General features: G+C 71.5%; 20 protein-coding genes. 16 read left to right on the top strand and 4 right to left on the bottom strand.

Annotation, left to right across the window (positions count from 1 at the left end; all coding sequences use genetic code 11):
* The 8 genes from gatB to ACWC2T_RS25810 all read left to right on the top strand — a co-directional run bounded on the left by gatB (position 1) and on the right by ACWC2T_RS25810 (position 9,532).
* Positions 1–1,515 carry an Asp-tRNA(Asn)/Glu-tRNA(Gln) amidotransferase subunit GatB gene (gene gatB, locus ACWC2T_RS25845; protein ID WP_450672736.1) on the top strand — a complete coding sequence of 505 codons (1,515 nt, stop codon included), beginning with the start codon at positions 1–3 and terminating at the stop codon, positions 1,513–1,515.
* A 274-nt stretch (positions 1,516–1,789) separates the two neighbouring features.
* A complete protein-coding gene (locus tag ACWC2T_RS25840; RefSeq protein WP_450672735.1) occupies positions 1,790–4,021 on the top strand; it encodes an MMPL family transporter in 2,232 nt (743 codons plus the stop codon).
* Positions 3,999–4,574, top strand: coding sequence for a GNAT family N-acetyltransferase (locus ACWC2T_RS25835; protein ID WP_450672734.1), 576 nt, complete (start codon positions 3,999–4,001; stop codon positions 4,572–4,574). Before ACWC2T_RS25840 ends, ACWC2T_RS25835 begins: the two co-directional genes overlap by 23 nt.
* 58 nt (positions 4,575–4,632) lie before the next feature.
* Complete coding sequence (locus ACWC2T_RS25830; protein ID WP_450672733.1) at positions 4,633–5,244, top strand: hypothetical protein; 612 nt, start codon at positions 4,633–4,635, stop codon at positions 5,242–5,244.
* 197 nt (positions 5,245–5,441) lie between these two features.
* On the top strand, positions 5,442–5,633 hold the full coding sequence (locus ACWC2T_RS25825) for a hypothetical protein (protein WP_450672732.1): 192 nt from the start codon (positions 5,442–5,444) through the stop codon (positions 5,631–5,633).
* 269 nt (positions 5,634–5,902) lie between these two features.
* A complete protein-coding gene (locus ACWC2T_RS25820; RefSeq protein ID WP_450672796.1) occupies positions 5,903–8,944 on the top strand; it encodes a helix-turn-helix transcriptional regulator in 3,042 nt (1,013 codons plus the stop codon).
* A gap of 49 nt (positions 8,945–8,993) precedes the next feature.
* Positions 8,994–9,239, top strand: a complete 246-nt coding sequence (locus ACWC2T_RS25815; protein ID WP_450672731.1) for a DUF6191 domain-containing protein — start codon at positions 8,994–8,996, stop codon at positions 9,237–9,239.
* A gap of 26 nt (positions 9,240–9,265) precedes the next feature.
* Positions 9,266–9,532 carry a type II toxin-antitoxin system RelE family toxin gene (locus ACWC2T_RS25810; protein ID WP_450672730.1) on the top strand — a complete coding sequence of 89 codons (267 nt, stop codon included), beginning with the start codon at positions 9,266–9,268 and terminating at the stop codon, positions 9,530–9,532.
* Positions 9,533–9,541: 9 nt separating this feature from the next.
* On the opposite strand, the gene ACWC2T_RS25805 is transcribed toward ACWC2T_RS25810, so the two are convergent.
* Positions 9,542–10,690 (bottom strand): PQQ-dependent sugar dehydrogenase, encoded by a 1,149-nt coding sequence (locus tag ACWC2T_RS25805; RefSeq protein WP_450672795.1) that lies wholly within the window; start codon positions 10,688–10,690, stop codon positions 9,542–9,544.
* A gap of 115 nt (positions 10,691–10,805) precedes the next feature.
* Positions 10,806–11,804, bottom strand: coding sequence for an aldo/keto reductase (locus tag ACWC2T_RS25800; protein WP_450672729.1), 999 nt, complete (start codon positions 11,802–11,804; stop codon positions 10,806–10,808).
* Between the two features lie 76 nt (positions 11,805–11,880).
* Here ACWC2T_RS25800 and ACWC2T_RS25795 point away from each other — a divergent pair, with 76 nt between their 5' ends.
* The 6 genes from ACWC2T_RS25795 to serA all read left to right on the top strand — a co-directional run bounded on the left by ACWC2T_RS25795 (position 11,881) and on the right by serA (position 22,060).
* Complete coding sequence (locus tag ACWC2T_RS25795) at positions 11,881–12,834, top strand: 2-hydroxyacid dehydrogenase (RefSeq protein ID WP_450672728.1); 954 nt, start codon at positions 11,881–11,883, stop codon at positions 12,832–12,834.
* A gap of 380 nt (positions 12,835–13,214) precedes the next feature.
* The gene (locus tag ACWC2T_RS25790) at positions 13,215–16,244 is read left to right on the top strand and encodes an EAL domain-containing protein (RefSeq protein WP_450672727.1); all 3,030 of its coding nucleotides are present in this window, start codon (positions 13,215–13,217) and stop codon (positions 16,242–16,244) included.
* A gap of 243 nt (positions 16,245–16,487) precedes the next feature.
* Positions 16,488–18,335 carry an acetolactate synthase large subunit gene (locus ACWC2T_RS25785; RefSeq protein WP_450672726.1) on the top strand — a complete coding sequence of 616 codons (1,848 nt, stop codon included), beginning with the start codon at positions 16,488–16,490 and terminating at the stop codon, positions 18,333–18,335.
* 22 nt (positions 18,336–18,357) lie between these two features.
* Entirely contained in the window at positions 18,358–18,882 is a 525-nt protein-coding gene (gene ilvN / locus ACWC2T_RS25780; protein ID WP_055708145.1) for an acetolactate synthase small subunit, read from the top strand.
* A gap of 151 nt (positions 18,883–19,033) precedes the next feature.
* Positions 19,034–20,032, top strand: coding sequence for a ketol-acid reductoisomerase (gene ilvC / locus ACWC2T_RS25775; protein ID WP_450672725.1), 999 nt, complete (start codon positions 19,034–19,036; stop codon positions 20,030–20,032).
* Between the two features lie 438 nt (positions 20,033–20,470).
* Positions 20,471–22,060, top strand: a complete 1,590-nt coding sequence (gene serA / locus ACWC2T_RS25770) for a phosphoglycerate dehydrogenase (protein WP_450672724.1) — start codon at positions 20,471–20,473, stop codon at positions 22,058–22,060.
* 103 nt (positions 22,061–22,163) lie between these two features.
* On the opposite strand, the gene ACWC2T_RS25765 is transcribed toward serA, so the two are convergent.
* Entirely contained in the window at positions 22,164–23,684 is a 1,521-nt protein-coding gene (locus ACWC2T_RS25765) for an MFS transporter (RefSeq protein WP_450672723.1), read from the bottom strand.
* A gap of 97 nt (positions 23,685–23,781) precedes the next feature.
* Between ACWC2T_RS25765 and ACWC2T_RS25760 the strand changes: the two genes are divergently transcribed.
* Positions 23,782–24,396 (top strand): TetR/AcrR family transcriptional regulator, encoded by a 615-nt coding sequence (locus ACWC2T_RS25760; protein WP_450672722.1) that lies wholly within the window; start codon positions 23,782–23,784, stop codon positions 24,394–24,396.
* 42 nt (positions 24,397–24,438) lie between these two features.
* Here the strand turns inward: ACWC2T_RS25760 and ACWC2T_RS25755 are convergent, their stop codons facing one another.
* Positions 24,439–25,875: a PucR family transcriptional regulator gene (locus ACWC2T_RS25755; RefSeq protein WP_450672721.1), complete on the bottom strand. Its 1,437-nt coding sequence runs from the start codon at positions 25,873–25,875 to the stop codon at positions 24,439–24,441.
* A gap of 164 nt (positions 25,876–26,039) precedes the next feature.
* Here ACWC2T_RS25755 and ACWC2T_RS25750 point away from each other — a divergent pair, with 164 nt between their 5' ends.
* A complete protein-coding gene (locus ACWC2T_RS25750) occupies positions 26,040–26,966 on the top strand; it encodes a proline dehydrogenase family protein (RefSeq protein WP_450672720.1) in 927 nt (308 codons plus the stop codon).
* Positions 26,967–26,996: the final 30 nt, after the last annotated feature.

Below are 26,996 nucleotides of genomic sequence, written 5' to 3'. Positions count from 1 at the left end.
GTGACCACCACGACCGACCTGGTGTCGTACGAGGACGCGCTGGCGTCGTACGACCCCGTCATGGGCCTTGAGGTCCATGTCGAACTCGGCACCAAGACCAAGATGTTCTGCGGCTGTTCGACGGCGCTCGGCGCCGAGCCGAACAGCCAGACCTGCCCCGTCTGCCTCGGCCTGCCGGGCGCGCTCCCGGTCGTCAACGCGACCGGAGTCGAGTCCGCGATCAAGATCGGTCTCGCCCTGAACTGCGAGATCGCCGAGTGGTGCCGCTTCGCCCGGAAGAACTACTTCTATCCGGACATGCCGAAGAACTTCCAGACCTCCCAGTACGACGAGCCGATCGCCTTCAACGGCTACCTCGACGTCCAGCTGGAGGACGGCGAGACCTTCCGCGTGGAGATCGAGCGCGCCCACATGGAGGAGGACACCGGCAAGTCGACGCACGTCGGCGGCGCCACCGGCCGTATCCACGGCGCGCAGCACTCCCTGCTCGACTACAACCGCGCCGGCATCCCGCTCATCGAGATCGTCACCAAGCCGATCGTCGGCGCCGGCGAGCGCGCCCCCGAGGTCGCGAAGGCCTACGTCCGTGAGCTGCGCGAGCTCATCCGTGCCCTCGGCGTGTCCGAGGCCCGCATGGAGATGGGCCAGATGCGCTGCGACGTCAACCTGTCGCTGATGCCGAAGGGCGCCGAGAAGTTCGGCACCCGCAGCGAGACCAAGAACGTCAACTCGCTGCGTTCGGTGGAGCGCGCGGTCCGCTTCGAGGTGAGGCGCCACGCCGCCGTGCTGAACGACGGCGGCAAGGTCGTCCAGGAGACCCGCCACTTCCACGAGGACACCGGCTCCACCACCTCCGGCCGCACGAAGGAGGAGGCCGAGGACTACCGGTACTTCCCGGAGCCCGACCTCGTGCCCATCGCGCCCTCGCGCGAGTGGGTCGAGGAGATCCGCGCGGCGCTGCCCGAGATGCCGCTGGCCCGCCGCACCCGGCTGCTCGCCGAGTGGGGGATCTCCACCACCGACATGCAGGCGATCCTCAACGCCGGTGCGCTGGAGCCGATCGTCGCCACGATCGACGCCGGTGCCGACGCGGCCTCCGCCCGCAAGTGGTGGATGGGCGAACTGGCGCGCAGCGCCAACGAGTCCGGCAAGGCGCTGGACGAGCTGGCGATCACGCCCGCGCAGGTGGCCCGGGTCACCGAGCTGGTCGCGAAGGGTGACCTGAACGACAAGCTGGCCCGGCAGGTCATCGAGGGCGTCCTCGCGGGCGAGGGCACCCCGGACGAGGTCGTCGACAAGCGCGGTCTGAAGGTCGTCTCCGACGAGGGCGCGCTGACCGCCGCCGTCGACGAGGCGATCGCCGGCAACCCGGGCGTCGCGGACAAGATCCGCGGCGGCAAGGTGGCCGCGGCCGGTGCCCTGGTCGGCGCGGTCATGAAGGCGACCCGGGGTCAGGCCGACGCGGCCCGCGTCAAGGAGCTGATCCTTCAGAAGCTGGGCGTCAGCGAGGGCTGAGCGGCAGCGCGGAGCGATCCCGAGGGGCAGTGCACCGAACCCGGTGCACTGCCCCTTTTCTCGCTTACAAAAACCTTATGAGGCGACAGAGTTCGCCGGAGTGTCCTGTGATGTCGCTCCCACTCCTGTGATTAAGCCCATGATCGTCGCAAACGATCACTTTCGCCTGCAACAGTGTCTTCTGATTGCTCATACCTTCTTTGCGGGCTGTTCAGTTTATGGACGATCGTTCCCGGCCAAAGATCCAAAAATTCGCACTTCTGGGAGCACGTCCGTGGCAGACCTCGCCCGTTGGTGTGTCCGGCATCGGCTGATCGCCGTGCTGCTGTGGCTCCTCGCCTTCGGCGGAGTCACCACGGCCGCGGCCGTGGCCGGATCGTCGTACTCGAACGCCTACGACGTCCCCGGCACCGAGGCGGGCCGTGCCGCGCAGCTGCTCAAGGAGGGCTTCCCGGGCCTGGGCGGGGACAGCGACACCGTCGTCTGGCACACCGCCACCGGCACCGTCCGTGCCGCCGGCGTCGAGCAGACCATGACCCGCACCCTGGACCGGATCGCCTCGCTGCCCGGCGTCGCCTCGGTGACCGGCCCGTACGGCGGCCAGGGCGCCCACCGGATCAGCGCCGACGGCCACACGGCCTACGCCACCGTCACCTTCACGCAGGAAGCCGAGCACATCGGCAAGGCCCAGGCCCAGGCCGTGGTGAACACCGCCAAGGCCGCCGAGAGCGGCGGGCTCCAGGTGGAACTGGGCGGCAGCGCCATCGGGCTCACGGCGTCCCCGCGCGAACACACCGCCGAGTTGGTCGGCGTGCTCGTCGCCGCGGTCGTACTGTTCCTCGCCTTCGGCTCGCTCGCCGCCTCGGCCCTGCCCATCGCCACCGCCCTGGTCGGCGTCGGCACCGCCTACTCCGGCATCGGCCTGCTCGGCCACGCCATGACGGTCGCCGACTTCGCGCCCATGCTCGGCATGCTCATCGGCCTCGGCGTCGGCATCGACTACGCGCTGTTCATAGTGACCAGACACCGGCGCGGACTGAAACGCGGCCTGAGTGTCACCGAGGCCGCCGTGAACGCGGTGGCCACCACCGGACGCGCGGTCGTCTTCGCGGGTGCGACGGTGTGCATCGCCCTGCTGGGGATGCTGATACTGAGGCTGAGCTTTCTCAACGGGGTCGCCGTGGCCGCCTCGTTGACGGTCGTGCTCACCGTCGCGGCCTCCGTCACCCTGCTGCCCGCTCTGCTGTCGTACATCGGCCCCCGGGCGCTCAGCCGCCGCGAGCGGCGCCGGCTCGCCGAGCACGGGCCGAGCCCGGAGCTGCCCACCGGTCTCGCCGCCCGCTGGTCGGCGCTGGTCGAGCGTCGCCCCAAGCTGCTCGGCTCGCTCGCCGTCGCCGTCGTCGCCCTGCTCGCCCTGCCCACCCTCTCCCTCCACCTCGGCACCTCCGACCAGGGCAACGACCCGCGCACCGCCACCACCCGCAAGGCCTACGACCTGCTCGCCGAGGGCTTCGGGCCCGGAGTGAACGGGCCGCTCACCCTGGTCACCCGCGTGGACGGTGCCGCCGACAGGCTCGCCCTGGACAACCTCGACACGACCCTGCGCTCGACGCCGGGCGTCGCCTCCGTCACTCCGGCGACCTACGACACCGGCGGCGGCACCGCCTACCTCACCGTCGTCCCCGACTCCGCGCCGCAGTCGCAGCGCACCAGCGACCTCGTGGACCGGCTGCGCACGAAGGTGCTGCCGCGCGCGGAAACCGGCACCTCCCTCGACATCCAGGTCGGCGGGGTCACCGCCGGCTACGACGACTTCGCGGGTGTGATCGTCGGTAAGCTGCCCCTGTTCGTCGGCGCAGTCATCGGACTGGGCTGTCTGCTGCTGCTCGTCGCGTTCCGCTCGCTCGGCATCCCGCTCAAGGCCGCCGTGATGAACATCGCCGCCGTGGCCGCCGCGTTCGGCGTGGTCGTCGTGGTCTTCCAGTGGGGCTGGGGCAGTGAACTGCTCGGCCTCGGCCGGGCCGGGCCCATCGAGCCGTTCCTCCCCGTGATCATGGTGTCCGTCCTCTTCGGGCTCTCCATGGACTACCAGGTCTTCCTGGTCAGCCGGATGTACGAGGAGTGGCTGGAAACGGGTGACAACCGGCGCGCCGTCCGCGTGGGCCTCGCCGAGACCAGCCGGGTCATCAACTCCGCCGCGATCATCATGATCTCGGTCTTCCTCGCCTTCGTGCTCAGCGGCGACCGCGTGATCGCCATGTTCGGCATCGCGCTCGCCGCCGCCGTCGCCCTGGACGCCTTCGTTCTGCGCACCCTCCTCGTGCCCGCGCTGATGCATCTGCTCGGCGCCGCCAACTGGTGGCTGCCCGCCTGGCTCGAGCGCCGCCTGCCCCGCCTCAGCATCGAGCCGCCCGAGTGCCGCGCCGCGCATGAGAGGCTCGGCAGGGTGTCGGTGGAGGAACTGCGGAAGGAAGAGCAGCGCGATGTACGCGATATCCCTGGGTGACGACGGCGCCGAACTGCGGCCCCTGGAGGTGTGGCACGCGGAGGAGTTCCTCGCCCACCTGGACCGGGGCAGGGAGTTCATCGGGCAGTTCATCCCGTTCGGCTCGCAGGTCACCGACCTGGCCTCGGCCCGGGAGACGCTCCGCCGGTACGCCGATCTGCGCGCCGCCGACAGCGCCTCCTACCACGGCATCTGGCTGGACGGGAAGCTCGTCGGCGGGGTGCTGACGCTGAACTTCGACGCCGAGCGGGGCAACTGCGAGGTCGGCTGCTGGCTGGAGCCCGCCGCGACCGGACGCGGACTGATCACCCGGGCGATGCGCCTGCTCATCGACTGGGCGGTCGAGGAGCGGGGCATCCACCGCGTGGAGTGGCACGCGGCCTCCGGCAACCTGCCGAGCATCAACGTCGCCCGGCGGCTGGGGATGACCCGGGACGGCGTGCTCCGGGAGAACCATCTGCACCGGGGGGTCCGGCACGACACCGAGATCTGGTCGGTGCTCGCCCCCGACTGGCGCGCGGCACGCGCGCGTACCGCGCACGACGCTCGCTGACCATCACTGTTTGCGATCATTAAGGGACCTCTCAGACAGGGTCCGTACGGTGCCGGGCATGGCTACGAAGACAGCGGAAGGCGCCACGGCCGGCACCGGGGCGCAGGGCGACGAGACGGCGGTGGAGGCCGCCACCACCGAGGAGGGAGCCGCGCGGGCCAAGGCCCTTGAGGACGGCTCGGGACAGGCGGACGCCGTCGAGGAGGAGTCCGTCGAGGAGGCAGCCTCCGGGGAGGAAGCCGCCGGGGAGCAGGAACCCGCGCCGGACAAGGCGCCCTCCGGAGTGGGCCAGGGCGCCGGTGCCGTCGTCTCTGCCGCCCTGGGGCTCGTCTCGCTCAGCGGCGGCTGGATCGGCACCGTCGCCGGCGCCCGCGAGCAGCTCATCGGCCAACTGCGGACCTCCTCCACGGCGAGCGTCGCCACCCAGATCAAGGCGGTCTACGGCAACGCCTGGCACAGCACCGCCCTGTGGGCCGGCCTGTTCGCGCTGGCCGCGCTGCTCACCGGCGTGGTCGTGCTCGCCCGGCCCGCCTTCGGCGCTCCCGGCCGCCCGCAGGCGAGCTGGATCAAGTCGGTCGCGTGGGCCGGCGTCGCGCTCGGGGGCATCGGCCTGCTGCTGGCCGTTCTGAAGTACTCCGACGCCCTGCTCGCACTGCCCTCGACCGGCTGAGAAACCGCAGGTCCCAGGGGCCTTAGGGCATCCGAGAGCACCTTACGGATGTCCTAAGGCCCCTTACGCGTGCGTGCGTGCCCGTACGCCGCCCGAAGATGCGGAACTCTCCCGATGTGGCGCACCCCCCTGGGAGACGAAGGTGGAGGCATCGCAGAAAGCGATGCACGACACCGGCTCTCCTCGAAGGACACGTCATGATCGAGTTCGATTACCACAAGATGCGCTCCGCCCAGCTGATCCACGAGGCCGAACAGGTGCGCCTGGCCAGCGAGGCCGTCCGGGCCCGCCGCGCCGCCCGCCGCGAGGGCTCCGCCGGCCACGCCGGCGCGGTCGCCGAGTCCCATACCGCCCGGCCCCGCCGGCGCCGCGTCCCGCGCACCGCGTGAACACCGGACCGACGGGCGGGGCCGGGGCGAACGGGGCCGGGGCGAACGGGGCCGGGACGGAGGGTGGCCGTACGGGGGTCGGCCGCCTTCCGGACCTTCCCAACCTTCCGGACCTTCCTGATCGTCCTGACCTCCCGGACCAGGGTCGTACGACTGCCCATCCCGGCCGTACGACCCTTCCGTCTGTTGGCACGACCTTCCCGGCCACCGGTACGACGATCACACCGGACCTGTGGAAAACCGCTGCCGTGCCGTCCGCACCCCGTGCGATGCTCGGGCCCGTGGAGACCAGGTCCGTCAGCCCCGTGTTCGTCGGCCGCACCGACGAGCTGAACACCTTGAACGACGCGCTCGCCCGCGCCCGCGCCGGCGAGCCCCAGGCGCTGCTGCTCGGCGGCGAGGCGGGGGTCGGCAAGACCCGCCTCGTCGAGGAGTTCGCCACCGCCGCGGGCCGGCACGCCGTCGTCGCCGTCGGCGGCTGCGTGGAGATCGGCGCCGACGGCCTGCCGTTCGCGCCCTTCTCCACCGCGCTGCGCGCCCTGCGCGACGCCCTGCCCGCTCAGTTCGCCGCGGCCGCGCAGGGACAGGAGGAGGAACTGGCCCGCCTCCTGCCCGACCTGGGCGAGGCCGGCGCCGGCCGCCACGACGAGCAGGGCATGGCCCGCCTGTTCGAGCTCACCGCCCGGCTGCTGGAGCGGGTCGCCGCCGAACACCCGGTCGTGCTCGTCCTGGAGGACCTGCACTGGGCCGACGCCTCCACCCGCCACCTCCTCGCCTACCTCTTCCGCACCCTGCGCACCGGCCGCCTCCTCGTCCTCGCGAGCTACCGCTCCGACGACATCCACCGCCGCCACCCGCTGCGCCCGCTGCTCGCCGAACTCGACCGGCTGCGCACCGTCCGCCGCATCGAACTCGCCCGCTTCACCCGCGAGGAGGTGGGCCGCCAGATCGCCGGCATCCTCGCCGCCGAACCGGACCCCGCCCAGGTCGACGAGATCTTCGAACGCTCCGACGGCAACGCCTTCTTCGTCGAGGAACTCGCCGTCGCCGCCTGCGACGGCTGCTGCACCGGCCTCACCGACTCCCTGCGCGACCTGCTCCTGGTCCGGGTCGAGGCGCTGCCCGAGAGCGCCCAGCAGGTCGCCCGGGTCGTCGCCGAGGGCGGCTCCACCGTGGAGTACCGGCTGATCGCCGCCGTCGCCCAACTCGCCGAGGACGACCTCATCGAGGCGCTGCGGGCCGCCGTCGGCGCCAACATCCTCACCGTCACCCCGGCCGGCGACGGCTACCGCTTCCGGCACTCCCTGGTCCGCGAGGCCGTCGCCGACGACCTGCTGCCCGGCGAACGCTCCCGGCTCAACCGCCGCTACGCCGAAGCCCTGGAGGCCGGTCCCACGCTCGTCCCGGCCGACGCCCGGGTGATGCGCCTGGCCAGCTACTGGTACCACGCCCACGACGCCGCCAAGGCCCTGCCCGCCGTCCTGGACGCCTCCGTCGTGGCCCGCCGCCGGCACGCCTACACCGAGCAACTCGGGCTCCTGGAGCGGGCGATGGAGCTGTGGGACAGCGCCCCCGAGGAGGTGCGCTCCGCCCTGCGCCCGGTCGACTACACCGAGGTCTACCCCCCGTGCGGCTGCGACCCGGCCACCACTCCGCTGCGCTATCTCGACCTGATGGCCGAGGCGGCGGTCGCGGGCCGCTTCGGCGGGGAACGCGAACGCGCGCTGAAGATCACCAAGCGGGCGCTGCGTCTCCTGGAGGACGAGCCGGACCCCCTGCGCGCCGCCTGGTTCTGGGTGCAGCGCTCCCGGCTCGTCCAGGCACTGGCCCGCGGCGACGGCTGGCAGGAACTGGCCACCGCCCAGGACCTGGTGCGCGGCCTGCCGCCGTCCGAGGTGCACGCCGAGGTGCTGGCCCTCGCCGCCGGCTGGTCCATGCTGCACCGGCCCGGAAGCGAGGCCTTCGCCGCCGCCGAGCGGGCCGTGGAGTACGCGCGCATGGTCGGCGCCCGCGACACCGAACTGCACGCCCGCCTCACCCTCGGCGGCCTCAGGGTGGACGCGGGCGACACCGAGACCGGCCTGGCGGAGATGCGGCAGGTGCTGCGGCACACCCTCGCTGAGGGTGTGCACCATGTCGCGGGCCGCGCCTATGTGAACCTGCCGTCCGAGCTGCAGAGCATCGGGCGTGACCGGGAGGCCGTCCCTCTCCTGCGCGAGGGCATCGTCTTCGCCCGCGCCCACGGGCAGATGGACGCCGAGTCATGGATACGGGGCAACCTGTCCGAGGCGCTCTACTCGCTCGGCGACTGGGCGGAGGCCGCCGAGACCGCCACCCACGCGACCCGGGTCGGCCACAGTGCCAAGCCGCGCGGCCAGGGCGCCCTGGGCCTGGCCCATCTCGCCCTGGCCCGGGGCGACCTCGCCGAGGCGGGCCGCCAACTCGCCGCCGCCCGCGCCCACTACGGCACCCACGACCCCATGCCCCAGCTCTCCCTGCCCCTGGCCCGGGTCGCCCTCGGTGTCGCCGCCGAGGAGGGCCGCATCGCCGACGCCCGCGCCGAACTGCACCGGGCCCTGGACGACGGCTTCCCGCCCGGCACCCAGCGCTACGGCTGGCCGCTGCTGCGGGCCGCCGCCACCGCGGAGGCCGAGGCCCGTGCCCTGCCCGCCGCCGAACCCGGCCGCGCCGAGACCCTCGACCGCCTGCGTGAAGCCGTACGCACGCTCACCACCGGGGTCCCGCTCTGGCAGGCGTACGACCAGTGGACCCGCGCGGAGCTGCGCCGCGCGGAGGGCGCGGACACGGCCGAGGACTGGTCGCCGGTCGTCACCGCCTTCGAGTGCCTGGACCGCCCCTACGAGCTCGCCCGGGTCCGTCACCGTCTCGCCGGAGCGCTCCTGGCCGGCGGCGGCGACGACGAACGCGACCGCGCGGTGGAACTGCTCCGGCTGGCCGCCGCCGTCGCCGCCCACCTCGGCGCCCGCTCTCTCGCGGACACCGTCGCGCGGCTCGCCCAGCGGGCCCGCCTCCCCCTGACCCGCCCGCCCCGGCAGGCCCTCGCCTCCGCCGACCCGGCCGCGGCCCTCGGCCTCACCAGCCGGGAGCGGGACGTGCTGCGCCTGGTCTCGGCCGGCCGCACCAACCGCCAGATCGCCGAGGAGCTGTTCATCTCACCGAAGACCGCGAGCGTCCACGTCTCCAACATCCTCGGCAAGCTCGGCGTCTCCGGTCGGGGCGAGGCGGCGGCGATGGCGCACCGGCTGGGCCTGTTCCCGGCCGAGACGCTCACTGCCGGAACGGCGGGCTGAGATCTACGCTGAAGAAAAGCCGCAAGGGGGAGAAAGCGGGGGAGGGGCCGTGTTCAACGCCTTCGAGGAACTGTTCGCACCCGGCCGCAAACACACCCGGGACGAACAGAACCGCCTGGAGCTGACCCGCGAGGACGTCGGCGACAACGACCCCGGACGGGGCCCGATAGACCTGGCCTCGGGCAAGGCGGTCATACGTCTGCCGGAACCGGCGCCGGCCGGGACGGAGCCCGATCCGGCGCGGGACAGCGAGCGCCCGGGAAGCGGGGAGGGGGATGGCACCGCCGCGCCATAGTGGTGGCAGGCGACGCGGGAGGAGTCATGTTGTACCAGATCGAGTTCACGGAGCGCGCTGCGGCGCAGCGGGACGCGCTTCCGGAGGAGCGGCGCAAGCTGCTGGAGCGCGGCCTCCTCAAGCTGGCCGAGGACCCGTTCACGCCGGTGTCGCAGGCCGTCAGCGGCGAGGACATCCGCGTCGTGTCCGTGGCCCCCGGGCTGACGGTCGACTACATGGTCCACCGGGCCTTCCTGATCCTCGTCTCGGTGGCGCTCCTCGAACAGTCCCTCATCGAAGCCGAGGACGTGTAACGGCGCTCCTCACCTCACCGCCACCTCCAGCACCCGGTCGTCCCCCTGCTTCGGCCGGCCCCGGCCGTCCGTGTTGCTGGTCACCAGCCAGACCCTGTCGCCGCCCGCCGCGACCACCGTGCGCAGTCGGCCGTACTCGCCGGTGAGGAAGGCCTGGGGTGCCGCCGAGACCTCCGTGCCCTTCAGCGGGATGCGCCACAGGCGCTGTCCCTTCAGGCCCGCCATCCAGATCACACCCTTGACGTAGGCGATGCCGCTGGGGGAGGCGTCGTCGGTGTGCCACTGGGCGATCGGGTTCTGGAAGGCGGCGTTCGCGGACCTGCCCTCGGCCTTCGGCCAGCCGTAGTTCCCGCCCGGCTTGATCGCGTTCAGCTCGTCCCAGGTGTCCTGCCCGAACTCCGAGGCGAACAGGCGCTGTCGGTCGTCCCACGCCAGACCCTGGACGTTGCGGTGGCCGTAGGAATACACCGGGGAGCCGGGGAACGGATTGCCCGGCGCCGGTTCGCCCTCCGGGGTCAGGCGCAGGATCTTGCCGCCCAGGGACTTCCTGTCCTGCGCCAGTCCGCGCTCGCCGCTCTCGCCGGTGCCCGCGTACAGCATGCCGTCCGGGCCGAACGCGATCCGGCCGCCGTTGTGGACCTGGCCCTTGGGTATGCCCTTGAACACCGTGTCCGGAGCGCCCAGTTGCTCACCGGGCGGCTTCCGCTCGTCGTACAGCACGCGGACGACGCGGTTGTCCGAGGCCGAGGTGAAGTAGGCGTAGATCATGTGGTCCGCGGCGTAGTCGGGGGACAGGGCGATGCCCAGCAGACCGCCCTCGCCGGCCGGGGAGACCCCGGAGACCGTGCCCAGCTCGGTCCTGCGGCCCGTCTTCTCGTCGATCCGGGTGATCGTGCCGTCGTCGCGGGAGGAGACCAGGAGACCGCCGCCGGGCAGCGGGGCCAGACCCCACGGTGTCCTCAGGCCCTCGGCCACGGTGCGCAGCACCGTCACCGAGCCCTTGGCGGGCGCCGCCGGGTCGGTGGCGTGGCCGGAGGGGGCCGTGCCCGGTGCCGTACCCCTGGCGGTCGGCACCCCGAAGCCGCCAGGAGGCACTCCCCCGCCCGAGGAGCAGCCGGCCGTCAGCAGGAGGGCGGCCACGGCCAACGCGGCCGGCACAGCTCGTCGTTGCACGATCGCGGTCCCTTCGAGGCGGTCGTCCAGCACCAGGTGCACGTTCTCATACACCGCCCACCCGGGTTCCCGCCCCGGCACAACCGATCCCGGGGAGCCCTCAGTCCCAGGACCCCTGGGCCGCCGGCAGTCGCGACACCTCCCCGAGGTCGTCCTCGGTCAGTCGCAGGTCGCCCGCCGCCGCGTTCTCCACGGCCCAGCGTTCCTGCTTGGTGCCCGGAAGGGCTATCACATGGCGGCCCTGTGCCAGGACCCAGGCCAGGGCCACCTGGGCCGGGGTGACGTGATCGCCGTGGCGGCGCGCTATGCGGCGCAGGCCCGCGACGATCGGCTGGTTGGCGGCCATCATCTCGGCGGTGAAACGGGGGTGCCGGGCCCGGACGTCGTCCGGTTCGAAGCCCTCGCCGGGGGTCAGTGTGCCGGTCAGGAAACCGTTGCCCAGCGGCATGGCCGCGAGGAAACCCACGCCCCGCGCCTCGCACCACGGCAGCAGCGCCTGCAGTGCCTCCGGCGACCACACCGACAGCTCCGCCTCCACCGCGGCCACCGGGAACACCTGCTGCACTCGCCGCAACTGCCGCAACGTACCGTCGTGCAGCCCCGCCCCCGAGCGGCGGCCGCCGCGCGCGCCCACCGCGCACAGGCCCAGTGCCCGCACCTTGCCGGCCCGCACCAGCTCGGCCATCGCGCCCCACGTCTCCTCGATGGGGACCTCGGGATCGGCGCGGTGCAGCTGGTAGAGGTCGATCACGTCCGTCTGGAGGCGACGCAGGGAAGCGTCGCAGGCTCGCTTCACATACCCGGGGCGGCCGTTGGCCACGATGTGCTGCTCGCCCACCAGCAGCCCCGCCTTCGTGGACACGAAGGCCTCCGCGCGCCGCTCCTTCAGCACCCGTCCCAGCAGCAGCTCATTGGTGAACGGGCCGTACATGTCCGCCGTGTCCAGCAGGGTCGAGCCCAGGTCCAGCGCCCGGTGCACGGTCCTGAGCGATTCCTCGCCCCGCTGCCGCGACCCGCTGTACGCCCAGCTCATCGGCATGCACCCGAGTCCGACGGCCCCCACCGCGAGCGCCCCCGCGCCGATCGTCCTGCGCTCCACCTGCTCGTGAACCTCCCTCTGCCCGGCCCCCAACCTAACCTCTGCACGCGCGCGTACCTGACATAGCCTCCATGCCATGAGTGCTGACGTGTGGCTTCCCATAGCGCCGGAGGAGATCGAGGGGCTTCCCGAGGGGCTCCGGTACCTGTTCTGGGACGGCGGCGAGGACGGTGACCAGGACTTTCCCGGCGACCCGGCGGACTGCGTGCTGTACGTGGTGCCGTACATGAAGCGGTGGCCGGTCAAGGTGCGCCCGCTGGAGCACCTGACGAACGTCCGGGTGATCCAGACGCTGACGGCGGGCGTCGACGACGTCACCGCCCGGCTGTCGGTCATCCGGCCGGGCGTGCGGCTGTGCAACGCGCGCGGGGTGCACGAGGCGAGCACCGCGGAACTCGCGCTCGCCCTGACGCTCGCCTCCCTGCGCGGCATCCCCGGTTTCGTCCGTGCCCAGCAGCAGGAGCGCTGGCAGAGCGCCTTCCATCCCTCGCTCGCCGACAGGTCCGTCCTCATCGTCGGTTACGGCGCCATCGGCGAAGCCATCGAGGACCGGCTCGCGCCTTTTGAACTCGCGCGGGTGGCGCGCGTCGCGCGCTCCAAGCGCACCACGGCGCGCGGTCCGGTGCATCCGCTCACCGAATTGCCTTCTTTGCTTCCACACGCCGACGTCGTGATCCTTTCCACGCCCTTGACGGAGGAGACAAGAGGGCTGGTCGACGCCGAGTTCCTGGGGCGGATGAAGGACGGTGCCCTGCTCGTGAACGTCGCGCGCGGTCCCGTCGTGGACACCAAGGCGCTGCTCGCGGAGCTGGACAGCGGCCGTATCACCGCGGCCCTCGATGTCACCGACCCCGAGCCGCTGCCGCCCGGACACCCGCTCTGGCAGGCCCCCGGCGTGCTCATCAGCCCCCACGTGGGCGGGCCCAGCTCCGCCTTCCTGCCGCGTGCGAAGCGGCTGCTCGTCGACCAGCTGACCCGCTACGTGAACCACGAGCCGCTGCGGAACGTGATCCTGACGACAGGGGCCTAGTCCGCTTCCGGCACCCTCCGCAACCCCTCGGACGCGGCCCGTGCCCGCATCCCCGCTGGTCGTCACGGAGCGTAGAGACGCTATGTCCCTGAGTGACGATCCTGGTGTATCGTCCCGACAGGGGCTGCCGCCGAGCGTTCGGCGCCGGGGATGGACATTTCAGATTTGTGAGGGGGGCGACGGGCGATGCACGGCCTATGGACGAACGATCCGACGCGGCGGAGCCGCCGACGACCCTGGCGCACGGCCACGCGCAGACGTGGTCACCACACCAGTCACCACAGCCACCAGCAACGCAGGCCCAGCGGCCGCAGGAGGCATGCACACCCAGCGCACCGGGACCGTCGGGACCCGGGGACGGCGCGGACCGGGAGGCCCCGGTGAGCGCGCCGCCCTCGGTGACGACCGCCCTCGACACGGCGGTGCGAGCACCGCATCCGCAGCAGGCGCCGTCGCCCGGTCGGCCGGCCGCCGGTGACGGCACGCGCACGAAGGAGCAACTCGTTCTCGCCCTGGTCTGCGCGGCCTACGCCGTCGGGGCCGCCTTCGACTGGGGCACGGACGAACTGGCGCTGATCATGGGCGACTTCGGGCTGGCCGCCGCGGCGGGCACCGCCGCCGTCTCCTGCTTCCTGTACGCCCGCAGTCCGCGCATCCGCTTCCGCTCGGCCTGGCTGCTGTTCGCCCTCTCCTCGGCGATGGCGGCCCTCGGCAACGCGGTCTGGGGGTGGTACGAGGTCGTCCTCGGCCGGCCCGTGCCCAGCCCCTCGTACGCGGACCTGTTCTTCCTGTGCTTCGCGCCGCCCGCCATCGTGGGCCTGCTGGTGCTCGCCAAGCGGCCGGTGACCAAGGCCGGCTGGGTCTGTCTGGCGCTGGACGCCTGGCTGATCGGCGGCTCGCTGCTCACGCTGTCGTGGAGCCTGGCGCTCGCCCAGGCGGCCCGGTTCGACGGACCGAGCGTGGCGCACACCGCGCTGTCGCTGGCGTACCCGCTGCTCGACATCGTGCTGGTCAGCATGGTGCTCGCGCTGCACTTCCGGCGCACCCCGGGCAACCGCACCGCGGTGAACACGGCGATCGGCGCGCTCGCCCTGACCGTGATGTGCGACGCGCTGTTCACCTCGCCGCTGCTGCACAGCAGTTACCACTCCGGGCAGCTGCTGGACGCCGGCTGGTTCGCCGGTTCGCTGCTGCTCGCCTACGCCCCCTGGGCCGCGCCCCGCCGCAAGGGCGCACCGGAGGCGCACGTACCGGACGGGCACACGCGCGTGGTCCACGAGCACGTGCCCGGACAGCGCGGCACGAGCCACCACCCTGTGCCCGTGCCCGCCCCGGGAGGTGATCACAGCCGGTATCCGGCCGGCCGGCCGCTCGCCGGCTCCCTCGCCGCCCTCACCCCGTACCTCGCCGCCGCCGTGTGCACCCTGGGCATCCTGTACAACGTCCTCAACGGGCGCCGACCCGACCATGTCGTGCTGATCACCGCGGGAGCCGTCGTGCTCGCGCTCGTCATCCGGCAGGGCATCATGCTGCTGGACAACATCACCCTCACCCAGGAACTGGCGCAGAAGGAGAACCACTTCCGCTCCCTGGTGCAGGGCTCCAGCGACGTGATCATGATCGCCGCCCCCAACGGCGTCCTGCGGTACGTCTCCCCGGCCGCCGCCGGGGTCTACGGCCGCCCCGCCGAGGACCTGGTGGGCACGGAACTGGCCGGCCTCATTCACCCGGAGGACCTGGGCTGCGTGGTGCACGAGGTGCGCCGCTTCCTCGCCGCCAGTCCCCTGGAGGAACCCACCACCCGCATCGAGTGCCGCTTCCGCTCCGGCGACGGCGGCTGGCTCAACGTCGAGTCCACCGTCAACCGCCACCACGGCGGCCTGATCTTCAACAGCCGGGACGTGACCGAACGCGTCCGCCTGCAGGCACAGCTGCAGCACAACGCCGAGCACGACCCGCTGACCGACCTGCCCAACCGCGCGCTGTTCACCCGGCGCGTGCAGCAGGCCCTGTCCGGCCGCCGCGCCACCGACCGGGGCGCCGCCCTGCGGGGCACCGCCGTGCTCTTCATCGACCTGGACGGCTTCAAGGCCGTCAACGACACGATCGGGCACCAGGCCGGGGACGAGCTGCTCGTCCAGGCCGCCCGCAGACTCCAGGACGCGGTCCGGCACGGGGACACCGCGTCCCGGCTGGGCGGCGACGAGTTCGCGGCCCTGATCGTCGGGGACGGCACCCGCGACCGCGCCGCCCGGGAGCGGAACATCCTGGAGCTCGCCGACCGCCTCAGGGTGACCCTCTCCCAGCCGTACGCGATCGACGGCCAGGACGTCCGGGTCAACGCCTCCATCGGCGTCGCCTTCGCCGAGCCGGGCCTCGGCGCGGGCGAGCTGCTGCGCAACGCCGACCTCGCGATGTACCGCGCGAAAGCGGCCGGAAAGGGCCGGGTCGAGCTGTACAAGCCGCAGATGCAGCAGGACGTCGTGCGCAAGGCGGAGCTGGCCACCCGGCTGCGCGCCGCGCTGCACGACGGCGAGTTCACCCTGCTGCACCAGCCGGTGGTGTGCCTGGCGAGTGGCCGGATCACGGCGGTCTCGGCACAGGCGCGCTGGCGCTCCTCGCAGGGGGTGCTGTTCACCCCGGCCGAGTTCCTCCGGGTGGCCGAGGACGGCGACAAGACCGCAGAGCTGGACCAATGGATCCTGCAGGAGGCCGTCGAGCAGGCCGCCGAACGTGCCGCCACCGGGACCGTCGTACCGGTCGCCGTCCGGATGAGCGCCCGGCGGCTGCTGGACCGCTCGATGCCGCTCGGCTCCGTGGAGGCGCTGCTGACCCGGCACGCGCTGCCGCCCGGCGCGCTGCACCTCGAGCTGTCCGGCACCGATCCGCAGATCTCCCTGGACGAGCTGGAGCGGCGGCTGACCGCGCTCAGCCGGCTCGGGGTGCGGATCGCGCTGGACGGCTTCGGCAGCGGCCACGCGGCCATCACCGCCCTGCGACGGCTCCCCGTGGACCTGCTGAAACTCGACCGCACTCTGGTCGAGGGCGTCGTGGAGTCCGCACGGCTGCACAAGATCACCAGCGGTCTGCTGAGGATCGCCGGCGACCTCGGCCTGCAGTCCGTGGCCGAAGGCGTGGACCTGCCGGAGCAGGTCGTCGCGCTGCGCGCGATGGGCTGCACACATGGGCAGGGCATGGCGTTCGCGGGGGCGCTGGACGAGTACCGGCTGCGCCGGGCGCTCGGATCCGGCCATTATCCGGTGCCGCACGCACCGGCCGAGCCGGCGTTCGCCGGGACCGCCAGTGAACCGAAGGGGCGCTCCGGGGTGTACACAGGGGGTGTTACGGCTGTCTTCGGAGGTGGCAGTGCCCTTCGCTCACATTCTGAGACTCCCGTCCCACCCACTTGACACGTGGTGCGCGTCGGGGGGAGGGTCAGTGCCATGCGCACCCGAATTCTCGTACTTGGACAGCGCGTCGGCTGAGCTGGGGCCCACCGGAGGACGATCCGGCAACCCCAGCGACCTCACCGGCGCGCTCCCCTCGCTTGCCCTACGGCACGAGGGGTTTTTTGTTGCACGAGTGCCTTTCGTGCAGCGCTTGAACTCCGTACAAACCTCGCAAAAACCCTCAGCATCGAGAAGAGAATGCCGATGACCGAGCAGGCCACCGGGGCCCATCCGCAGCCGCGGCCCCGATCCGGAGGACAGCAGTCCGCCCCCGTCGAGCACGTGACGGGTGCGCAGTCCCTCATCCGCTCCCTCGAGGAGGTCGGCGCTGACACGGTATTCGGCATTCCCGGCGGCGCGATCCTGCCGGCGTACGACCCCCTGATGGACTCGACGAGGGTCCGTCACGTGCTGGTCCGCCACGAGCAGGGCGCCGGCCACGCGGCCACCGGCTACGCGCAGGCCACCGGCAAGGTCGGCGTCTGCATGGCGACGAGCGGCCCCGGTGCCACCAACCTGGTCACGCCGATCGCCGACGCGCACATGGACTCCGTCCCGCTGGTCGCGATCACCGGCCAGGTCGCCTCGAAGGCGATCGGCACGGACGCCTTCCAGGAGGCGGACATCGTCGGCATCACCATGCCGATCACCAAGCACAACTTCCTGGTCACCAAGGCCGAGGACATCCCGCGGGTCATCGCGCAGGCGTTCCACATCGCCTCCACCGGCCGCCCGGGCCCGGTCCTGGTCGACATCTCCAAGGACGCCCTCCAGGCGAAGACGATCTTCTCCTGGCCGCCCACCATGGACCTGCCCGGCTACCGCCCGGTGACCAAGCCGCACGCCAAGCAGATCCGCGAGGCCGCCAAGCTGATCACCTCCGCCCGGCGGCCCGTCCTCTACGTCGGCGGCGGCGTCCTCAAGGCGCGAGCCACCGCCGAGCTGAAGGTCCTCGCCGAACTCACCGGAGCGCCGGTCACCACCACCCTGATGGCGCTCGGCGCGTTCCCCGACAGCCACCCGCTGCACGTGGGAATGCCGGGCATGCACGGTGCGGTCGCCGCCGTCACCGCGCTGCAGAAGGCCGACCTGATCGTCGCCCTCGGAGCCCGCTTCGACGACCGCGTCACCGGCAAGCTGGACAGCTTCGCCCCGTACGCCAAGATCGTCCACGCCGACATCGACCCGGCCGAGATCGGCAAGAACCGCGCCGCCGACGTGCCGATCGTCGGTGACGCCCGCGAGGTCATCGCAGACCTGATCCAGGCGGTGCAGAAGGAGCACAGCGAGGGCCACAAGGGCGACTACACCGCCTGGTGGAGCGACCTGAACCGCTGGCGCGAGACCTATCCGCTCGGCTACGACCAGCCCGAGGACGGCTCGCTCTCCCCGCAGGCGGTCATCGAGCGCATCGGCCAACTCGCCCCCGAGGGCACCATCTTCGCCGCGGGCGTCGGCCAGCACCAGATGTGGGCCGCGCACTTCATCCAGTACGACAAGCCCGCCACCTGGCTGAACTCCGGCGGCGCCGGAACCATGGGCTACGCGGTCCCCGCCGCCATGGGCGCCAAGGCCGGACAGCCGGGCCGCACGGTCTGGGCGATCGACGGCGACGGCTGCTTCCAGATGACCAACCAGGAACTGACCACCTGCGCCCTGAACAACATCCCGATCAAGGTCGCCATCATCAACAACGGCGCCCTCGGGATGGTCCGCCAGTGGCAGACCCTGTTCTACAACCAGCGCTACTCCAACACCGTGCTGCACAGTGGCCCCGACGACATCAACCCGGAGGCCAAGGGCACGCGCGTGCCGGACTTCGTGAAGCTGTCCGAGGCGATGGGCTGCGCGGCCCTGCGCTGTGAGCGCCCGGAGGACCTGGACAAGGTCATCGAAGAGGCGAACTCCATCAACGACCGACCGGTGGTCATCGACTTCATCGTCCACGAGGACGCGATGGTGTGGCCGATGGTCGCCGCCGGCACCTCCAACGACGAGATCATGGCCGCCCGGGACGTCCGCCCCGACTTCGGCGACAACGAAGACGACTGAGCGAGAGAGACGTAAAAAGACCATGTCCAAGCACACGCTCTCGGTCCTGGTGGAGAACACCCCGGGCATCCTCGCCCGGATCGCCGCCCTGTTCTCGCGCCGCGGCTTCAACATCGACTCGCTCGCGGTCGGCGTCACCGAGCACCCCGACATCTCCCGCATCACCATCGTGGTGGGCGTCGAGGACCTGCCGCTGGAGCAGGTGACCAAGCAGCTCAACAAGCTCGTCAACGTGCTGAAGATCGTGGAGCTGGAGCCCGGTCAGGCCGTGCAGCGCGAACTCGTCCTGGTGAAGGTCCGCGCCGACAACGAGACCCGCTCCCAGATCGTCGAGATCGTCCAGCTGTTCCGCGCCAAGACCGTGGACGTCTCCCCGGAGGCCGTCACCATCGAGGCCACCGGATCCAGCGAGAAGCTGTCCGCCATGCTCAAGATGCTGGAGCCGTTCGGCATCAAGGAGCTGGTGCAGTCCGGCACGATCGCGATCGGCCGCGGTGCCCGTTCGATCACCGACCGCTCGCTGCGCGCTCTCGACCGATCCGCGTAAAGCTGAAGAGAGCCGAAGAGAACTGCAGTACGGCTGAAACCGGGCGGGTGGCGACACGCCGTCCGCCCGGATGCCGAGACCCCGAGACTTCCCTTCCCCTCACCGGCATACGGTGGGACGCACAACCTGCACACCAAGGAGAGAACCCAAAGTGGCCGAGCTGTTCTACGACGCTGACGCCGACCTGTCCATCATCCAGGGCCGCAAGGTCGCGGTCATCGGCTACGGCAGCCAGGGCCACGCCCACGCGCTGTCGCTGCGTGACTCCGGTGTCGACGTGCGTGTCGGTCTGCACGAGGGCTCCAAGTCCAAGGCCAAGGCCGAGGAGCAGGGCCTGCGCGTGGTGACGCCGTCGGAGGCCGCCGCCGAGGCCGACGTCATCATGATCCTGGTCCCGGACCCGATCCAGGCCCAGGTCTACGAGGAGTCCATCGCCCCGAACCTGAAGGACGGCGACGCGCTGTTCTTCGGCCACGGCTTCAACATCCGCTTCGGCTTCATCAAGCCCCCGGCCGGCGTGGACGTCTGCATGGTCGCCCCGAAGGGCCCGGGCCACCTGGTGCGCCGTCAGTACGAGGAGGGCCGCGGCGTTCCGTGCATCGCCGCCGTCGAGCAGGACGCCTCCGGAGGCGCCTTCGCGCTCGCCCTGTCGTACGCCAAGGGCATCGGCGGCACCCGCGCCGGCGTCATCAAGACGACCTTCACCGAGGAGACCGAGACCGACCTGTTCGGCGAGCAGGCCGTCCTCTGCGGTGGTACGGCCGCGCTGGTCAAGGCGGGCTTCGAGACCCTGACCGAGGCCGGCTACCAGCCGGAGATCGCCTACTTCGAGTGCCTGCACGAGTTGAAGCTGATCGTGGACCTCATGTACGAGGGCGGCCTGGAGAAGATGCGCTGGTCCATCTCCGAGACCGCCGAGTGGGGCGACTACGTCACCGGCCCGCGCATCATCACCGACGCCACCAAGGCCGAGATGAAGAAGGTCCTCGCCGAGATCCAGGACGGCTCCTTCGCTCAGCAGTGGATGGACGAGTACCACGGCGGCCTGAAGAAGTACAACGAGTACAAGCAGCAGGACTCCGAGCACCTGCTGGAGACCACGGGCAAGCAGCTGCGCAAGCTGATGAGCTGGGTGAACGAGGAGGCGTAAGCCTCACGTCAGGGGGCCGGGGCATGCTGCTCCGGCCCCCTGTTCCACAACCACCGGCGGGGCTACAAAATGTAGATTCCCGTCCGGGTGATACTTCCGCGGCGGCGCAAAACGGCGACCGCGGCGCCACTAGACTGCTGTACAACAACGCGTCAGGCCCACAGCGTCGTGCGTCTTCCGCGGCTAAGCGACCCCGAGAAATTTCCGGCACACCCCCACGCCGCCCGGCACGCACTCTCGCCGCACCGGCCAAAGGCCCTAGTAGCTCCGCTACGAGGACCTTCGTCCGGCACACCGAGAGCACGCACCGGCTGTGACATACAGCCGCTGCCGCGGCGGGCGCGGGAGCGCACCGGAAATTCCCCGGCGCCGCTCCCCTCCTCCGCCTGCGGCCGTCGGGACGGCCGTCCGCATGCTCTGGACTTGTGAGGACCTCACGTGAGCTCGAAACCCGTCGTACTCATCGCTGAAGAGCTGTCGCCCGCGACCGTGGACGCACTCGGCCCGGACTTCGAGATCCGGCACGCCAACGGAGCCGACCGAGCCGAACTGCTCTCCGCCATCGCCGATGTCGACGCGATCCTGATCCGCTCCGCGACCAAGGTCGACGCCGAGGCCATCGCCGCCGCGAAGAAGCTCAAGGTCGTCGCCCGCGCCGGCGTCGGCCTGGACAACGTCGACGTCTCCGCCGCCACCAAGGCCGGCGTGATGGTCGTCAACGCCCCGACCTCCAACATCGTGACCGCCGCCGAGCTGGCCTGCGGACTGATCCTCGCCTCCGCCCGCAACATCCCGCAGGCCAACGCCGCGCTGAAGAACGGCGAGTGGAAGCGCAGCAAGTACACGGGCGTCGAGCTGGCCGAGAAGACCCTCGGTGTCGTCGGCCTCGGCCGCATCGGCGCCCTGGTCGCCCAGCGCATGTCCGCCTTCGGCATGAAGGTCGTCGCCTACGACCCCTACGTCCAGCCCGCCCGCGCCGCGCAGATGGGCGTCAAGGTGCTGTCCCTGGACGAGCTGCTGGAGGTCTCCGACTTCATCACCGTCCACCTGCCCAAGACCCCCGAGACCCTCGGCCTCATCGGCGACGAGGCGCTGCGCCGGGTCAAGCCGAGCGTGCGCATCGTCAACGCCGCGCGCGGCGGCATCGTGGACGAGGCGGCGCTGTACGCGGCGCTGAAGGAGGGCCGGGTCGCCGGCGCCGGCCTCGACGTGTACGCCAAGGAGCCCTGCACCGACTCCCCGCTGTTCGAGCTGGACCAGGTGGTCTGCACCCCGCACCTCGGCGCCTCCACCGACGAGGCCCAGGAGAAGGCGGGCATCGCGGTCGCCAAGTCCGTGCGCCTCGCCCTCGCCGGTGAGCTGGTGCCGGACGCGGTCAACGTCCAGGGCGGTGTCATCGCCGAGGACGTCAAGCCCGGCCTGCCGCTCGCCGAGCGCCTCGGCCGTATCTTCACCGCGCTCGCCGGCGAGGTCGCGCACCGCCTCGACGTCGAGGTGTACGGCGAGATCACCCAGCACGACGTGAAGGTGCTGGAGCTGTCCGCGCTCAAGGGCGTCTTCGAGGACGTCGTCGACGAGACGGTGAGCTACGTCAACGCGCCGCTGTTCGCGCAGGAGCGCGGCGTCGAGGTCCGGCTGACCACCAGCTCCGAGTCGGCCGAGCACCGCAACGTGGTCACCGTGCGCGGCACGCTCGCCGACGGCGAGGAGGTGTCGGTCTCCGGCACGCTGGCCGGCCCGAAGCACATCCAGAAGATCGTCGCGGTCGGTGACTACGACGTCGACCTCGCCCTCGCCGACCACATGGTCGTCCTGCGCTACGAGGACCGTCCCGGTGTCGTCGGCACCGTCGGCCGCATCCTCGGCGAGGCCGGCATCAACATCGCCGGCATGCAGGTTGCTCGCGCAGCGGTGGGCGGCGAAGCGTTGGCTGTGCTCACTGTCGATGACACGGTGGGCTCCGCTGTTTTGGCCGAGGTTGCTTCCGAAATCGGTGCTACATCGGCCCGGTCGGTGAACCTGGCCTGAGTTGTTGTCCCGCCCGCCCGACTCGGCGGGCTGGAGGGCTGAACTCGTCTGCGAACGCCGGGCGGGCTGACTTTCGTCAGCCCGCCCGGCGTTCGTTCGTGGCCTACCTGTCGTCCCGCACCTCGATCCTCCGCAAGGACACCGCCGCCCCGACCGCTGCCAGCGCCAGCAGCACCGCCCCGGCGATCGCCGCGCCGTGCATCCCGGTGGTGAACGCCGCGCGGGCCGTGCCGAGCAGGGACTCGCCGGCCCGGCCCGGCAGGTGCGCGGCCGTGGCGAGGGCGTCGCCCAGGGTCTCGCGGGCCCGGGCCGGGGCGGTGGCCGGCATCTCGTGGCGGTAGACCGCCGTACCGATCGAGCCGAGGACCGCCATGCCGAGCGCGCCGCCGAACTCGGCGCTGGTCTCCAGCAGGGAGGAGGCCGTCCCCGCACGCTCCACCGGGGCACTGCTCATGGCCAGGTCGGTCAGCTGGGACATGATCGCGACGACGCCGCAGGCCAGGACACCGGCCCCGGCCAGCGCCAGCCACAGCGAGTCGGTGCCGACGAGGGCGAGCATCGCGTAACCGGCCGCCATCGCGGCGAAGCCGCCCGCGACCACGTACCCCCGGTTGACGCCCCGCTGCACGAGCTGTGCGGTGACCGGCCCGGCGAGCCCGATGAACACCGAGGGCAGCAGGCTCCACAGGGCCGCCGACAGCGGGCTGAAGCCGAGGACCGACTGCAGGTACTGCGTGGTGAAGATGGCCGAGCCCATCATGCCGAGGCTGCTGACGAGGTTCAGGACCAGCGCCGGGGTGAAGCCGTGGCCCTTCAGCAGGGCCGGCGGGATCAGCGGTGAGTCGCTGCTGCGCTGACGGTGGACGAAGAGCGCGGCGAAGAGCAGGCCGACGCTGACGGAGACGACGTACAGCGGGTGCCAGCCCTCGGAGGGGATCTCCTTCAGGCCGTAGACGACGGGGAGCACGGCCGCCATGGACAGCGGGACGCTCACCCAGTCGAAACGCCCGGGGTTCGGATCCCTGGACTCCGGCAGCAGCACCGGACCGAGGAGCAACAGCAGTGCCATCGCGGGCAGGTTGACCAGGAAGACCGAGCCCCACCAGAAGTGCTCGACCAGGATGCCGCTCATCACGGAGCCGAGCGCGATACCGCCGGTCATGACGCCGGACCACAGCCCGATCGCCTTCGCACGCTGAGCGGGGTCGGTGAACATCGTGCGCAGCAGCGCCATCGTGGACGGCATCAGGGTCGCACCGCCGACGCCGAGGATCGCGCGGGCCGCGATCAGGGTGTCGGCGCTGCCGGCGTAGGCCGCGAGGAGCGAGGCGCCGCCGAAGGCCGCGGCCCCCATGAGGAGCAGTTTGCGGCGGCCGATGCGGTCGCCGAGCGAGCCCATCGTCATCAGCAGACCGGCCAGGACGAAGCCGTAGACGTCGAAGATCCACAGCTGCTGGGTGCCGCTCGGGTGCAGGTCCGCGCTGATCGCGGGGGTCGCGAAGTACAGGACCGAGACGTCCATCGAGACCAGCAGCAGCGGCAGCATCAGCACGCCGAGAGCGGTCCATTCGCGCCGTCCGGCACGGGTGGCCGGGGTTGTGGTGGTGCTCGTCGCGTTCGTCATGACAGGGACTGTACGCACGTCTTAAACGCTTGTCTAGAACGATTGTATAAGTCACCCGTCTAGGACGCTCGTATGGATCGGCGATAGGGTGGCGCCCATGGGACACCGTGAGGATCTGCTCGAAGGCGCCAAGCGCTGCCTGATGGAGAAGGGGTTCCTGCGTACGACCGCGCGGGACATCGTCAAGGAGTCGGGGACCAACCTGGCGTCGATCGGCTACCACTACGGGTCGAAGGACGCGTTGCTGGTGCAGGCGTACATCGCGCTGATCGAGGGCGTGGGGGAGAGGTTCGACCCGGCGTTCGGCGGCGAGTTCAGCCAGTCGCCGGGTTCGCTGGAGCGCTTCCAGGAGGTGTGGGCGACGATCATCCGCACGGTGCCCGAGTCGCGGGCGGTCTGGCTGCTCAGCTTCGAGCTGATGTTCCAGGGCGACGATCGCATCGCGGAGGTGCGCAAGCTGCTGGCCGAGGCGCAGAAGGAGGGGCGCTCGGGGCTGGTGTCCCTCTTCAGCGGCGTCCCGGAAGCCGACCTCGACGAGGAGGCCACCGAAACCGAGGGCCGCTTCTACATGACCCTCCTCAACGGCCTCATGGTCCAGTGGCTCTTCGACCCGGCCTCGGCGACCAGCGCGGAGCAGTTGACGGAGGGGCTACGACGGATCATCGCGGCTAGCGCGAGTGGGAGTGGGAGTGGGAGCGCGGGCGCTCGGTGAGGTGCTGGGGCGCTGACCCTGACGCCCCGCAGCGGCGACTTTTCAGCTCGGGTCGGCGAAGCCGAAGCCCAGGCGTGCCCGTTTCAGTGCCATGTGCAGCAGCAGGCGGTCCTCGCCGTCGTCCAGGTCCAGGCCGGTCAGTTGCTCGACGCGGGAGAGGCGGTAGTAGAGGGTCTGCCGGTGGATGCCCAGCTCGGCCGCCGTACGGCCGGCCTGGCCGGCGCAGTCGAGGTAGACCTCGGCGGTGCGGGCCAGTTCCCGGTGGGCGGGGGAAAGGAGAGGGCCGGCCACGGGATCGTGCGCGGCCTGCGGCGGCAGCGCGGTCAGCAGCCGGTACGGCCCGATGTGCGCCCACTGGGCGACCGGCCCGAACCGCGGCTCGGCCAGCGCGGCGCGCGTGGCGGCGGCGGCCTCCCGCCAGAGCGTGCCCAACTCGGCGAGGCCGGTGCGGGGATCACCAACCCCGGCGGCGCATACGGCACCCCCGGCGCCCCTGGCCATTCCGGAGGGCCCCACCGCAGCCGCCGCAGCCGCCCGAGCCCCGGCCCCGCGCGCCGCGTCCCCTGGTGCCGCCGCCCCTGTCCCCGCCCCGCCCCCGTGCGGCGCGCCCCCCGGTGTCGGCGTGCCTGTTCCCGCCCCGCCCCCGCGCGTCGCGCGCGGCGCGTCCCCCACCGCGCCCTGAACCCCCTCGGCCTCCTTGAGGAGGCGGGTGGCCGCTGCCAGGGCCGGCGTGGTCACCTGCGGTGTCCGCAGTCGTACCAGCAGGGCGAGGCTCTGTTGCGAGGGGCCCCAGGGAAGCGTGCACAGGGCGGTGGCGTGGGGGATCGTGCGGGCGGCGGGGGCGTCTTCCGGGTCGGCCGAGGGCCAGGGGGCGACGCAGACGAGGGTGAGCGGGCCGTCGGCGCGGGGGCCGAGGGCGGTGCGCAGTTCCGCCACCGCCATGTCCTGCTGCCAGCCGCGCTCGGCGGTGAGCACCGCCCGCAGCTCCCGGCTCAGCCCGGCCCCGGCCTCCGCCTCGTCCGCGAGCAGCGCGCCGATCCGGCCGGCCACCTCCATCGCGGCGGCCAGCTGTGCGTCCGTCGGCCCGGGCTCGCTGTCCAGCAGCCAGACATAGCCGAGGGCGACGCCCCGATGGCGTACGGGCAGGCAGATCCGGCCCCGGTACACCCCGGCTTCCGGGGTCGGCGGGATCCGCACCGGGCCGGTCGCGCGGGTGATCCCGAAGCCCTCGAACCACGCCCGGACCGTGGCCGTGGAGCGCCGGGTCAGGATCGAGCGGGTGCGCACCGGGTCCAGCGCGGAGGGATCCAGCTCGTCGTCGCTGTCGTAGGCGCCGAAGGCGATCAGCTCGAAGTCGCGGTTCTCCAGGGTCGCCGGGGCGCCCAGCAGCTCCGAGATCTCGTCCACCAGTTCCTGGTAGTCGCCCTTGAAGGCTTTGAAGCCCTTGAAATCCGCCGCCACTCGGGCATTCTCCCTCATTTTCCGGCGGCCTTCATACACCTGTCTGAGATCCAGTGCACGGATGCGTGACAGCTGTCGATGGCCCACGATCGGAGAGATCCTTAGGTTTCACGGTGGTTCTCCGTGCCGTACCCGAATCGTCGAGTGACGGCCGAATTGGTGCTTGTCTGTGGAGGTGCCCCGTGCTGGGTCCCGTGATTCTCGCCGCGTCGCGCAGCGACCGGATGCGACGCCTGATCTCGGCGGCCCCGGTGACCAAGCAGGTCGTCGACCGCTTCATCCCGGGCGAGACCGTCGACGACATCGTGCCGATCATCAAGGACCTGACGGCCAAGGGCCTGGAGCTGACGATGGACGTCGTCGGCGAGGACATCACCACCCCCGAGCAGGCCTCCGCCGCCCGGGACGCCTATCTGCTGCTGATCGACCACCTCAAGGAGCTGGAGCTCGGCGAGCGGGTCGAGATGTCGGTGAAGCTGTCCATGTTCGGGCAGGCACTCGACGGCGGGCACGAGCTGGCGCTCGCCAACGTCCGCCCGGTCGTGGCGGCCGCCGCCGCCATCGGTACGACCGTCACCCTCGACGCCGAGGACCACACCACCCTCGACTCGATGTTCGCCATCCACGACGAGCTGCGGAAGGACTACCCGCAGACCGGCTGCGTCATCCAGGCCTACCTCTTCCGCACCGAGGCCGACGCCCGCCGCCTCGCCGCGAACGGCAGCCGTGTCCGCCTGGTGAAGGGCGCCTACAAGGAGCCCGCCGAGGTCGCCTACCAGCAGAAGCACGAGATCGACAAGGCGTACGTCCGTGTCCTGCGGATCCTGATGGAGGGCGAGGGGTACCCGATGATCGGGTCCCACGACCCGCGCCTGATCGCCATCGCCCAGGAGCTGGCCCACAAGGCCGGCCGCAAGCTCGACGAGTACGAGTTCCAGATGCTGTACGGCATCCGCGGCGACGAGCACCTGCGACTGGCCGCCGAGGGCCACCGCATGCGCGTCTACACCGCCTACGGCACCGACTGGTACGGCTACTTCATGCGCCGTCTCGCGGAGAAGCCGGCGAACCTGCGCTTCTTCCTCCGCTCGATGGTCAGCAAGGGCTGAGTCCGAACACCCGCTCACGTACAAGGAGTC

The sequence above is a fragment of the Streptomyces sp. NPDC001393 genome, assembly GCF_053597455.1.
Note: the sequence above shows the minus strand (reverse complement) of the source record. Positions and strands in the feature narration are given on the sequence as shown.